This window comes from Pseudomonas sp. St29 (assembly GCF_001547915.1).
GTDB lineage: Bacteria > Pseudomonadota > Gammaproteobacteria > Pseudomonadales > Pseudomonadaceae > Aquipseudomonas.
In genome coordinates this window covers 993,188-1,005,417 of the sequence record NZ_AP014628.1, presented here as the reverse complement: position 1 = coordinate 1,005,417, position 12,230 = coordinate 993,188, and the positions used below count along the sequence as shown (strand labels likewise).

13 protein-coding genes are annotated in these 12,230 nt (G+C 62.6%); 8 read left to right on the top strand and 5 right to left on the bottom strand.

What is annotated here, in order from left to right; genetic code table 11:
* Positions 1-9: 9 nt before the first annotated feature.
* Genes PST29_RS04470 through PST29_RS04460 form a run of 3 tightly spaced genes read left to right on the top strand, consistent with a single transcriptional unit; the run spans position 10 to position 2,871 of the window.
* Positions 10-921: an ABC transporter permease subunit gene (locus PST29_RS04470; RefSeq protein ID WP_060842478.1), complete on the top strand. Its 912-nt coding sequence runs from the start codon at positions 10-12 to the stop codon at positions 919-921.
* Between the two features lie 10 nt (positions 922-931).
* Complete coding sequence (locus tag PST29_RS04465) at positions 932-1,900, top strand: ABC transporter ATP-binding protein (protein ID WP_060837519.1); 969 nt, start codon at positions 932-934, stop codon at positions 1,898-1,900.
* Complete coding sequence (locus PST29_RS04460; RefSeq protein ID WP_060837518.1) at positions 1,900-2,871, top strand: peptide ABC transporter ATP-binding protein; 972 nt, start codon at positions 1,900-1,902, stop codon at positions 2,869-2,871. The genes PST29_RS04465 and PST29_RS04460 overlap by 1 nt, the downstream gene beginning before the upstream one ends.
* Positions 2,872-2,975: 104 nt before the next feature.
* On the opposite strand, the gene PST29_RS04455 is transcribed toward PST29_RS04460, so the two are convergent.
* Together PST29_RS04455 and PST29_RS04450 are read right to left on the bottom strand one after the other, a co-directional pair.
* The gene (locus PST29_RS04455) at positions 2,976-3,218 is read right to left on the bottom strand and encodes a hypothetical protein (protein ID WP_060837517.1); all 243 of its coding nucleotides are present in this window, start codon (positions 3,216-3,218) and stop codon (positions 2,976-2,978) included.
* A gap of 337 nt (positions 3,219-3,555) precedes the next feature.
* Entirely contained in the window at positions 3,556-5,139 is a 1,584-nt protein-coding gene (locus PST29_RS04450) for a peptide chain release factor 3 (RefSeq protein WP_060837516.1), read from the bottom strand.
* Between the two features lie 349 nt (positions 5,140-5,488).
* On the opposite strand from PST29_RS04450, the gene PST29_RS04445 reads away from it, so the two are divergent.
* From PST29_RS04445 to PST29_RS04425, 5 genes are all read left to right on the top strand, one after another.
* Positions 5,489-6,205 carry an ABC transporter permease gene (locus PST29_RS04445; RefSeq protein WP_060842477.1) on the top strand — a complete coding sequence of 239 codons (717 nt, stop codon included), beginning with the start codon at positions 5,489-5,491 and terminating at the stop codon, positions 6,203-6,205.
* A gap of 24 nt (positions 6,206-6,229) precedes the next feature.
* Positions 6,230-7,126, top strand: coding sequence for a glycine betaine ABC transporter substrate-binding protein (locus tag PST29_RS04440; RefSeq protein WP_060842476.1), 897 nt, complete (start codon positions 6,230-6,232; stop codon positions 7,124-7,126).
* Between the two features lie 15 nt (positions 7,127-7,141).
* Positions 7,142-7,795: an ABC transporter permease gene (locus PST29_RS04435; protein ID WP_060842475.1), complete on the top strand. Its 654-nt coding sequence runs from the start codon at positions 7,142-7,144 to the stop codon at positions 7,793-7,795.
* The gene (locus PST29_RS04430; protein WP_060837512.1) at positions 7,792-8,949 is read left to right on the top strand and encodes an osmoprotectant ABC transporter ATP-binding protein OsmV; all 1,158 of its coding nucleotides are present in this window, start codon (positions 7,792-7,794) and stop codon (positions 8,947-8,949) included. Before PST29_RS04435 ends, PST29_RS04430 begins: the two co-directional genes overlap by 4 nt.
* Positions 8,950-9,600: 651 nt before the next feature.
* Entirely contained in the window at positions 9,601-10,764 is a 1,164-nt protein-coding gene (locus PST29_RS04425; RefSeq protein ID WP_047301731.1) for a type III PLP-dependent enzyme, read from the top strand.
* Between the two features lie 84 nt (positions 10,765-10,848).
* Here PST29_RS04425 and PST29_RS04420 read toward each other — a convergent pair whose 3' ends face one another.
* Genes PST29_RS04420 through PST29_RS04410 form a run of 3 tightly spaced genes read right to left on the bottom strand, consistent with a single transcriptional unit; the run spans position 10,849 to position 12,227 of the window.
* Positions 10,849-11,127, bottom strand: a complete 279-nt coding sequence (locus PST29_RS04420) for a type II toxin-antitoxin system RelE/ParE family toxin (RefSeq protein ID WP_060845068.1) — start codon at positions 11,125-11,127, stop codon at positions 10,849-10,851.
* Positions 11,124-11,387, bottom strand: coding sequence for a CopG family ribbon-helix-helix protein (locus tag PST29_RS30705; protein ID WP_082729317.1), 264 nt, complete (start codon positions 11,385-11,387; stop codon positions 11,124-11,126). Before PST29_RS30705 ends, PST29_RS04420 begins: the two co-directional genes overlap by 4 nt.
* 54 nt (positions 11,388-11,441) lie before the next feature.
* Positions 11,442-12,227 (bottom strand): tetratricopeptide repeat protein, encoded by a 786-nt coding sequence (locus tag PST29_RS04410; RefSeq protein WP_060842473.1) that lies wholly within the window; start codon positions 12,225-12,227, stop codon positions 11,442-11,444.
* Positions 12,228-12,230 lie beyond the last annotated feature (3 nt).

The window sequence follows — 12,230 nt, the reverse complement described above, 5'->3', positions numbered from 1 at the left end:
TCAAGACCAATGAGCACTCCAACTACCTCAGTAGCAGTCGATCAAAGCCTGCTCTATCCGTCCGTGTACAAAGAATTCTGGCAGCACTTCTCCCGCAACAAAGGCGCGGTGGCCGGCCTGCTGTTCATGCTGCTGATCGTGTTCTGCGCGCTGTTCGCCCCCTGGGTGGCGCCGCACAACCCCAGCGAGCAATATCGCGACTTCCTGCTGACCCCGCCGGCCTGGCTCGAAGGCGGGCAGATGCAATTTTTGCTGGGCACCGATGAACTGGGCCGCGACCTGCTGTCGCGCCTGATCCAGGGCTCGCGCCTGTCGCTGCTGATCGGCCTGTCGTCGGTGGTGATGTCGCTGATCCCGGGGATCCTCCTGGGGCTGTTCGCCGGGTTCTTCCCACGTCTGCTGGGCCCGACCATCATGCGCCTGATGGACATCATGCTGGCCCTGCCCTCGCTGCTGCTGGCCGTGGCGATTGTCGCCATCCTCGGCCCGGGCCTGATCAACACCGTGATCGCCATTGCCGTGGTGTCCCTGCCCTCCTATGTGCGCCTGACCCGCGCCGCGGTGATGGGCGAGATCAACCGCGACTACGTGACGGCCGCGCGCCTGGCCGGTGCCGGCCTGCCACGCCTGATGTTCATCACCGTGCTGCCCAACTGCATGGCACCGCTGATCGTCCAGGCCACCCTGAGCTTCTCCTCGGCGATCCTCGACGCCGCCGCCCTGGGCTTCCTCGGCCTCGGCGTGCAACCGCCGACTCCAGAGTGGGGCACCATGCTGGCCTCGGCTCGCGACTACATCGAACGCGCCTGGTGGGTGGTGAGCCTGCCGGGCCTGACCATTTTGCTCAGCGTGCTGGCAATCAACCTGATGGGCGACGGCCTGCGCGATGCGCTGGACCCGAAACTCAAGAACGCCGCCTGAGGAGATTCCCATGTCACTGCTCGAAATCAAGAATCTCAATGTCCGTTTCGGCGACGCCAAGGCGGTGCCGGTGGTCGACGGCCTCGACCTCAAGGTCGACAAGGGCGAAGTGCTGGCCATCGTTGGCGAGTCCGGCTCCGGCAAATCGGTGACCATGATGGCCCTGATGGGCCTGATCGAGCACCCCGGCATCGTCACCGCCGACGCCTTGAGCTTCGACGGCCGCGACATGCTCAAGCTCAGCGCCCGCCAGCGCCGGCAGATCGTCGGCAAGGACCTGGCCATGGTCTTCCAGGACCCGATGACCGCGCTGAACCCGAGCTACACCGTGGGCTTCCAGATCGAGGAAGTGCTGCGCCTGCACCTGAAGATGTCCGGCAAGGCCGCGCGCAAGCGTGCCATCGAACTGCTGGAGAAGGTCGAGATCCCCGGCGCCGCCAGCCGCATGGACGCCTACCCGCACCAACTGTCCGGCGGCATGAGCCAGCGGGTGGCGATCGCCATGGCCATTGCCGGCGAACCCAAGCTGCTGATTGCCGACGAACCCACCACCGCCCTGGACGTGACCATCCAGGCGCAGATCATGGACCTGCTGCTCAACCTGCAACAAGAGCAGAACATGGGCCTGGTGCTGATCACCCACGACCTGGCCGTGGTGGCCGAAACCGCCCAGCGCGTCTGCGTGATGTACGCCGGACAAGCCGTGGAAGTCGGCCAGGTGCCGCAGTTGTTCGACATCCCCGCACACCCCTACAGCGAAGCGCTGCTGGCGGCGATTCCCGAGCACAGCCTCGGTGCCACCCGCCTGTCGACCCTGCCGGGCATCGTCCCCGGGCGCTACGACCGGCCCCAGGGTTGCCTGCTGTCACCCCGCTGTCCCTACGCCCAGGACAACTGCCGTCAGCAGCGTCCAAGCCTTGATCCGAAAGCCGCCAGCCTGGTGCGCTGCTTCTATCCGCTGAATCAGGAGGTGGCGTAATGGCCGTCGTTCTTACCGCCCGCGACCTGACCCGTCACTACGAAGTGTCCCGAGGCCTGTTCAAGGGTCACGCCACCGTGCGCGCCCTCAACGGCGTGTCCTTTGAGCTGGAGGCCGGCAAGACCCTGGCCGTGGTCGGCGAGTCCGGCTGCGGCAAGTCCACCCTGGCCCGGGCCCTGACCCTGATCGAGGAGCCGTCCTCCGGCTCGCTGAAAATCGCCGGCCAAGAAGTCGCCGGTGCCGACAAGGCCCAGCGCAAGCAACTGCGCAAAGACGTGCAGATGGTGTTCCAGAGTCCTTATGCCTCGCTCAATCCGCGGCAGAAGATCGGCGATCAACTGGCCGAGCCGCTGTTGATCAACACCAAGCTGTCGGCCGCTGAACGCCGGGAGAAAGTCCAGGCCATGATGAAACAGGTGGGCCTGCGCCCCGAGCACTACCAGCGCTACCCGCACATGTTCTCCGGCGGTCAGCGCCAGCGCATCGCCCTGGCCCGGGCGATGATGCTGCAACCCAAGGTGCTGGTGGCGGATGAACCGACCTCGGCCCTGGACGTGTCGATCCAGGCCCAGGTGCTGAACCTGTTCATGGACCTGCAGCAGGAATTCAACACCGCCTACGTGTTCATCTCCCACAACCTGGCGGTGGTGCGTCACGTCGCCGACCAGGTGCTGGTGATGTACCTCGGCCGGCCGGTGGAAATGGGCCCCAAGGAGGACATCTACACCCGCCCGCTGCACCCCTACACCCAGGCCCTGCTGTCGGCGACCCCGACCATTCATCCGGACCCGGACAAGCCGAAGATCAAGATCGTCGGTGAATTGCCCAACCCGCTGAACCCGCCACCCGGCTGCGCCTTCCACAAGCGCTGCCCTTACGCCACCGAGCGTTGCAGCACTGAAGAGCCGGCCCTGCGACCGCTGGACAACCGGCAAGTGGCCTGCCACTACGCCGAGCAATTCGTGCTGTAGCGGCCATGAAAAAGGCGCTCCCGATTACCTTCGGGAGCGCCTGAACCTTGTTCGACCCGCCCCTGGCGACGGATTGCGCATCAGTCCGTCGCTGGGGGTTTCTTTTAGCCCTGGCTGTCGCCTTCGCCCTCGTCGGTGGTCTGGTCGTCATCGCCGGAACTGCCGCCCTGGCCTTCATCGCCCGGCTCCGAGTCGGACTTGGCAAGCATCTGCACCGGTGCGCTATGGCTCGACTGATAACCCGGCTCTTTCACCTGCAGCAGGTTGTGGGCCCAGGCCGCCGAGGTTCCGAGCGACAGCATCACCAGCACTTTGATCAACAGCACAACGCGTTGGAAAATTCTCATGGTCGATTCCATCCCTTCATAGGTGAATCTTCGAAGGCTGCGAACCCTGCCGAACAGTGACCACAGCACAGTCTGAAACTAGTCGTGATCTCCCGGCTTTGCCAGATAGCCCCCTATCGATACCCAAGCCGTCCAAGCCCTTCCGACTAACGGCGTGCCCTGAAAAACACCACCCTCCGTAGGAGCCGGCTTGCCGGCGAAGAAACCCGCCAGCCATGCACCACAGCGTCCGCCGCCTTCGCTGGCAAGCCAGCGCCTGAGGGGCGGTGGGCCATTGCTGCGCGCAACAAAAAGCCCCGCTGTCTGCACAGCGGGGCTTCGGGGCTTGCCGGCGAACTTAGTGGTGTTCGCGGGTGGCGCGGAATTTCACGTCCGGCCAGCGCTCTTCCATCAGCGCCAGGTTGACCCGGGTCGGCGCCAGGTAGGTCAGGTGACCACCGCCGTCCAGGGCCAGGTTTTCCACCGCCTTGTTGGAAAACTCTTCGAGCTTCTTCTTGTCGCTGCAGTCGATCCAACGGGCGGACCACACGGTGATCGGCTCATAGGAGCACTCCACCTTGTATTCCTCCTTCAGGCGGCTGGCCACCACATCGAACTGCAGCACACCAACGGCGCCGAGAATGATGTCGTTGCTGCGCTCGGGGAAGAACACCTGGGTCGCGCCCTCTTCGGCCAGCTGTTGCAGGCCCTGACGCAACTGCTTGGACTTGAGCGGATCCTTCAGGCGCACGCGGCGGAACAGCTCCGGGGCGAAGTGCGGAATCCCGGTGAAGCCCAGGGCCTCGCCTTCGGTGAAGGTGTCGCCGATCTGGATGGTGCCGTGGTTGTGCAGACCGATGATGTCGCCGGCGTAGGCTTCTTCCAGTTGCTCACGCTCGGAGGAGAAGAAGGTCAGGGCGTCGCCGATGCGCACGTCCTTGCCGGTGCGCACGTGACGCATCTTCATGCCCTTCTCGTACTTGCCCGAGCAGATGCGCATGAAGGCGATACGGTCGCGGTGCTTGGGGTCCATGTTGGCCTGGATCTTGAACACGAAACCGCTGAACTTTTCTTCCTGCGGCGCCACGGCGCGCTCGTTGGCTTCACGGGGCAGCGGCAGCGGCGCCCAATCCACCACGGCGTCCAGCACGTGGTCGACCCCGAAGTTGCCCAGGGCGGTACCGAAGAACACCGGGGTCAGCTGGCCGTCGAGGAACTCCTGCTGGTTGAACTCGTGGCAGGCGCCCTGCACCAGCTCCAGCTGCTCGATGAAACGCTCGTACTCGTCACCCAGGTGGGCGCGGGCTTCGTCGGAATCGAGCTTCTCGATGATCTTGGTTTCGGTGCGCTCGTGGCCGTGGCCCGGGGTGTAGACGATGATGTAGTCGTCCGCCAGGTGGTACACGCCCTTAAAGTCGCGGTAGCAACCGATCGGCCAGGTGATCGGCGCGGCCTTGATCTTCAGCACCGCTTCGATTTCATCCAGCAGCTCGATCGGGTCGCGAATGTCGCGGTCGAGTTTGTTGATGAAGCTGACGATCGGCGTGTCCCGCAGGCGGCAGACGTCCATCAGGGCGATGGTCCGGGGCTCAACGCCCTTACCGCCATCGAGCACCATCAGCGCCGAGTCCACCGCGGTCAGGGTGCGATAGGTGTCTTCCGAGAAGTCTTCGTGGCCCGGGGTGTCCAGCAGGTTGATCATGTGTTCGCGATAGGGGAACTGCATGACCGACGTGGTAATGGAAATACCCCGCTGCTTTTCCATCTCCATCCAGTCGGAGGTGGCGTGGCGGTCGGACTTACGCGATTTGACGGTACCCGCCACCGCAATGGCCTTGCCCATCAGCAACAGCTTCTCGGTGATGGTGGTCTTACCCGCATCCGGGTGGGAAATAATGGCGAAAGTGCGGCGTTTCGCGACTTCGGCGGCCTGTTTGGTCATGGGAAATCGCCTGGCGGTGATCAAAAAAGGGCGCAGATTATAGCCCAGAGAACACCCCGCGGGCCACCGCTGCCCCCGTTGCCGGGGTCGCCGCGCGGCAGATAAACGGTGGCTAAATGCTGCCAAGTATGGAACCTTTTAAAACCTGGAGACGTCCACTCCCCTGTCACGCACTGTCGTCAGGGGCTGAAATATCAGCAAGTTAGCTTGACGAAGCTGCGCTCATGGCTCGTTCACCCGCCGCTTTGCCGGCATTCGACGAGCTGCTTTTCGCGCGCACTGTCCCGGCAGCCAGGAATGGCCCTGCCACACGGGAAAGTGCCCGCCGACCGACAAAAGGAGTCCGCCTGTGGCTATTCGCTATGGCAAAGGGCTGATAGGAGGGGTTGCGGTCATCGCCCTCCTGGCCCTGCTGGTCCACTGGATCGGCATCACGACGATCGAACACTACCGCGACGATCTACTGTTCTACCTGCAAGCTCATCTGTTCCTGGTCCTGGCGTCCATGCTCGCCGCATTGCTGGTGGGCATCCCCGCCGGCATCTTCCTCAGCCGCCCGAACATGGTCGGACGCGCCGAACGCTTCATGCAGGTGTTCAACATCGGTAACACCGTTCCCCCTCTGGCCGTCCTGGCCATCGCCCTGGGGATCCTCGGCATCGGCAGCGGCCCGGCCATCTTCGCGTTGTTCCTCGCCTCCTTGCTGCCCATCGTGCGCAACACCTACGAAGGCCTGAAAAACGTCCGGGGTTCCCTCAAGGAAGCCGCGGTCGGCATCGGCATGACGCCGCGCCAGGTGCTGTGGAAAGTCGAATTGCCCAACGCCGTGCCGATCATCATCGGTGGCGTGCGGGTGGCCCTGGCGATCAACGTCGGCACCGCGCCCCTGGCCTTCCTGATCGGCGCCAACAGCCTGGGCAGCCTGATATTCCCCGGCATTGCCCTGAACAATCAGCCGCAACTGCTGCTCGGCGCCGCCTGCACCGCGCTGCTGGCCTTGCTCCTCGACGGCCTGGTCACCCTGGCCAGCCGCCTCTGGCTGGAACGCGGTCTGCGCCCGTCCTAAGCCCGTCAGAGACAAGGAATCGACATGAAAAAACTAAGCCTGATACTCGGCTGTGCCCTGCTGTTCGCCGGGCTGGCCCACGCCGCGGAAAAACCGCTGATCCGCATTGGCGCCCGGGTCTTCACCGAACAGACCCTGCTGGCGGAAATCACCTCCCAGTACCTGCGCAGCAAGGGTTACGACACCCGCGTCACCGGCGGCCTGGGCAGCAACCTGGCCCGCAGCGCCCAGGAAAGCGGACAACTGGACCTGATCTGGGAATACACCGGGGTGTCGCTGGTGGCCTACAACCACATCGACGAGAAACTCGACAGCCAGCAGTCCTACGCCCGAGTCAAAGAACTCGACGCGAAAAAAGGCCTGGTCTGGTTGGCGCCGTCCAAGTTCAGCAACACCTACGCCCTGGCCCTGCCGGAGAACGTGGCCCGGGAACATCCGCAGATCAACAGCATCAGCGACCTGACCCGAGCCCTGGCCGAAAAACCCGAGGAGAACCGCCTGGTAGCCCTGGACACCGAGTTCGCCAACCGCTCCGACGGCATGGCCGGCATGGTTAAGCTGTATGAGATGAACCTGACCCGCAAAAACACCCGGCAAATGGATGCCGGCCTGGTCTACACCGCCCTGCGCAACGGCCAGGTGTTCGCCGGCCTGGTCTACACCACCGACGGTCGGCTCAACGCCTTCAAGCTCAAGCTGCTGGAGGACGACAAGCACTACTTCCCGGACTACACCGCCGCCCCCGTGGTGCGTCAGGCGTATCTCGATGCCCACCCGCAATTGGCGGCGGACCTCAAGCCGCTGGCGGCGCTGTTCGATGACGAAACCATGCGCCAGCTGAACGCGCGGGTCGACGTCGACCATGAAAGCCCTTCCGCCGTGGCCGCAGATTTCCTGCGCCAGCATCCGATCAACCACTGATAGAGAGGAGAAGACATGGAATTTTTAAACGCCTTTTCCCATCTCGATTGGGCCCAGGTCCTGCACCTGACCTGGCAGCACATCACCCTGGTGGGCATTGCCGTGAGCCTGGCGATTGTCTTCGGCGTGCCCCTGGGCATCCTGATGACCCGCTTCCCGCCCCTGGCCGGCCCGCTGCAGGCCAGCGCAACGGTGTTGCTGACCATTCCGTCCATCGCCCTGTTCGGCCTGCTGCTGCCGTTCTACTCCAAGTTCGGCCAGGGCCTGGGCCCGCTGCCGGCCATCACGGCGGTGTTCCTCTATTCGCTGCTGCCGATCATGCGCAACACCTACCTGGCGCTGACCGGCGTCGAACCGGGGATCCGTGAAGCCGCCCGCGGTATCGGCATGACCTTCGGCCAGCGCCTGCGCATGGTCGAGTTGCCCATCGCGGTGCCGGTGATTCTCGCCGGGGTACGCACCGCCGTGGTGATGAACATCGGCGTCATGACCATCGCCGCCACCATTGGCGCCGGCGGCCTGGGCGTACTCATTCTTGCTTCCATCAGCCGCAGCGACATGTCGATGCTGATCGTCGGCGCGGTGCTGGTCAGTCTCCTGGCCATCTTCGCCGACCTGCTTCTGCAATGGCTGCAACGCTCGCTGACACCAAAAGGACTGCTCAAATGATCGAACTTCAAAAGCTGACCAAGACCTTCCAAAGCAACGGCAAGACCATCACCGCCGTTGACTCCGTAAGCCTGACCGTCAATGAAGGCGAAATTTGCGTATTCCTCGGCCCTTCGGGCTGCGGCAAAAGCACCACGCTGAAGATGATCAACCGCCTGATCAAACCCACCTCGGGCAAGATCCTGATCAACGGCGAAGACACCACCGACCTCGACGAAGTCACCCTGCGCCGCAACATCGGCTACGTGATCCAGCAGATCGGCCTGTTCCCCAACATGACCATCGAGGAAAACATCGTGGTGGTGCCCAAGCTGCTGGGCTGGGACAAGCAGAAATGCCACGACCGTGCCCGCGAGCTGATGAGCATGATCAAGCTCGAACCCAAGCAGTACCTGCACCGCTATCCGCGGGAACTGTCCGGCGGCCAGCAGCAGCGCATCGGCGTGATTCGCGCCCTGGCGGCGGACGCCCCGCTGCTGCTGATGGACGAACCCTTCGGGGCGGTGGACCCGATCAACCGCGAGATGATCCAGAACGAGTTCTTCGAGATGCAGCGCGCGCTGAACAAGACCGTGATCATGGTCAGCCACGACATCGACGAAGCCATCAAGCTGGGGGACAAGATCGCCATCTTCCGCGCCGGCAAGCTGCTGCAGATCGATCACCCGGACACCTTGCTCGCCCACCCGGCGGACGACTTCGTCAGCAACTTCGTCGGCCAGGACAGCACCCTCAAGCGCCTGTTGCTGGTCAAGGCCGAAGACGCGGCAGACAACGCCCCGTCGGTGAGCCCGGAAACCCCGGTGGCCGAAGCCCTGGAATTGATGGACGAACACGACCGCCGCTACGTGGTGGTGACCTGCGCCGAGAACAAGGCCCTGGGTTATGTACGCCGTCGCGACCTGCACCGTCAGACCGGCACCTGCGCCCAGTTCCTGCGCGAATTCAACGCCACCGCCGCCTACGACGAGCACCTGCGGATTCTTCTGTCACGCATGTACGAGTTCAACCGCTCGTGGCTGCCGGTGCTGGATGCCGAACGAGTGTTCCTGGGGGAAGTGACCCAGGAATCCATTGCTGCCTACCTGAGCTCGGGGCGTTCACGGGGGATGAAGACCAATATCGTCTCACCGGCTGAAGCGGTGGTTGCCTGATCAATAAATAGCCAACAACGAACCTGTGGCGAGGGAGCTTGCTCCCGCTGGGCCGCGAAGCGGCCCCTCTTGGCAAAAAAGAGTGGAACTGCTGCGCAGTCCGCGAGAGCAAGCTCCCTCGCCACAAGGTTTTTTGTCCGCCAACACGCCGGAAAAAAATATCAACAGCCACTCCCTTGATCGCTGTCCGGCGACACCTTCCGAAACAGCCAAAATCCCCCTCACACCCGCCTCTCGCCGCTAACGTCGCCGATGTTGACGACTTGACACTTACCAGCCACTTGGCGCGCAAAAGCGTCGAACGTGCAGGTATTTTTAACACCCGTGAATTCTTCGGGAACATCTGTCCGTCATCTGTGTCGGCTACAAAGAGAGGTGTCGTCAACGCACGTCAGACAAGTGCAAAAACGCGACATTTTTTGTTGATCTCAGGCCCCTCACCGCCTAAAGTTCGCGCCGAACGTCCATGCTGGAAACGATCCATCCGGCTCAAGTACTGACGACGAGACAGCAAGGCCAAGGGCAGATTGCCCATGGCCTTTTTGCTTTCGGCGACATGCCTTGGGAAGTAGGCGAACCAAAGTGGGGATACGGAGGACGTTCATTTGCACCCATTGATTTCTAACGTTTGCCAGTAGGAGCTCCCAACGCATGTCGATTAACGTCGAAGACTATTTTGCGCGCGAAACCTTTCAAAAAATGAAGGCGTTCGCCGACAAGCAAGAAACCCCATTCGTGGTCATCGATACCCAGATGATCGCCCAGGCCTACGACGACCTGCGCGCCGGTTTCGAATTCGCCAAGGTCTACTACGCGGTCAAGGCCAACCCGGCCGTCGAGATCATCGACCTGCTGCACGAAAAAGGCTCCAGCTTCGACATCGCCTCGATCTACGAGCTGGACAAAGTGCTGAGCCGCGGCGTCAACCCGGCCAACATCAGCTACGGCAACACCATCAAGAAGTCCAAGGACATCCGCTACTTCTATGAGAAGGGCGTGCGCCTGTATGCCACCGACTCCGAAGCCGACCTGCGCAACATCGCCAAGGCCGCCCCGGGTTCGAAAGTCTACGTGCGCATCCTCACCGAAGGCTCCACCACCGCCGACTGGCCGCTGTCGCGCAAGTTCGGCTGCCAGACCGACATGGCCATGGACCTGCTGATCCTCGCCCGCGACCTGGGCCTGGTGCCTTATGGCGTGTCGTTCCACGTCGGTTCGCAACAGCGCGACATCAGCGTCTGGGACGCGGCGATCGCCAAGGTCAAAGTGATCTTCGAACGCCTGAAGGAAGAAGACGGCATCGAACTCAAGCTGATCAACATGGGTGGCGGCTTCCCGGCCAACTACATCACCCGCACCAACAGCCTGGAAACCTACGCCGAGGAAATCATCCGCTTCCTCAAGGAAGACTTCGGTGACGACCTGCCGGAAATCATCCTCGAGCCGGGCCGTTCGTTGATCGCCAACGCCGGCATCCTGGTCAGCGAAGTGGTACTGGTGGCGCGCAAATCCCGCACCGCCGTCGAGCGCTGGGTCTACACCGACGTGGGCAAATTCTCCGGCCTGATCGAAACCATGGACGAGTCGATCAAGTTCCCGATCTGGACCGAGAAGAAAGGTGAAGTCGAAGAAGTGGTGATCGCAGGCCCGACCTGCGACAGCGCCGACATCATGTACGAAAACTACAAGTACGGCCTGCCGCTGAACCTGGCCATCGGCGACCGCCTGTACTGGCTGTCCACCGGTGCCTACACCACCAGCTACAGCGCAGTGGAATTCAACGGCTTCCCGCCGCTGAAGGCGTTTTACCTGTAAGGGCAGTGGCTAGCTGTTAGCGGCAAGCTGCAAGAAAAAGCCCATGACGTGTCATGGGCTTTTTTATGCGTGCGATTCAGTGGCTCAACGATCTTCCCGGACATGCCAAATACGCAGGATGGACAAGGCCATGCCTTGAATCTCATAACGCACCTCGTAATGCCCCACCAGCAACCGTCGAACATCCCTCGGCTTGAATTCCTCCAACTGCTCTCCCAATCGAGGGTTGGATAGAAGCGCATCTGGAGCCCGCACGAGGGATTGCACGGTCCGAGCAGCAGCCGAGCGATTAACCTGAGCGAGAAATTCAAACAGCCGAGCCAGATCGGATAGCGCCTTGCTCGTCCATTTCAACTGTCTCATTTTGGTAAAGGCAGAGGCTTGTCGCCAGACAGACTCTCTGCCCAAGCCAGCACTGACTGATGATCGACAACCCTTCCAGCATCGACATCTGCCAAGGCCTCAAGCGTCAGTCGGCGGCGCTCTTCTTCCTGGTCAACCCAGGCCACCAATGCTTGCTTCACGATCCAGGCACGGGAGCGCTCCAAGCGAGAAGCCAGTTGATCGACCTTATCCGCCAGATCCAAAGGAATGTGGGCGGTCAGTACTTTTGTCGCGGGCATGAGGTAGACCTGCATCAGAATGATTAAAAGCGATTAGCCTTGAATCATAGTGATTTAAGCCAACACAGCAAGCCGCTCTACGTCCCGTTCATCACCCAATTGCGCTGCGCGCTGCTGATAAGCCTGGGCCAGTTGGCGAATCTCGGGATGCGTGGCATTAAGCAACTCGGCGCAAGCCACCCGCAGGAAGTTCAGATTGCCGCCGACCAGGGCGCGCTTCAGCCAATCCACCGCTTCGTCGATCCGCCCGGCATCGGCCAGCACCGCCGCATAGCTGAACTGTCCGCGAAAGTCTCCACCCTCGGCCGAGCGCCGGTACCAGTCCCGGGCCGCCTCGGGGTCGGCCGGACAGACCAGCCCTTCCTCCAGGTAACGCCCCAGCAGGTTCATCGATTTGGCATGGCCAAGGTCCGCCGCGCGGCGGTAGCAGGCCAGGGCCTGGGCATGGTTCTGTGCCACGCCACGGCCAGTGGCCAGCAGGTTGGCGTAGTTGTACAGGCCCCAATCCAGCCCCGCTTCGGCGGCCAATCGATAATGCCCGGCAGCGCGGGCGGCATCGGCCGGGCAGCCCCAGCCATGTTCATGGCAGCGCCCGAGCATGTTGCGGGCCATCAGGTGCCCGCCTTGGGCGGCGATGTCGAACCAGCGCAAGGCCAGGGCCTGGTCCTGCTGGATGCCGTGGCCGTCGAGGAGGATCTGCCCCAGCAGCGCCTGGGCCTCCACCAGGCCCTCGCCAGCAGCCACCAGGATCGCCTGGGCCGCGCGGGACGGGCTTTGCTGGAGCATGGCGCTCAGTTGTGCGCCGTCGAGGACTTCCTTGCGGCGAAGTTGAACAGTCACCGC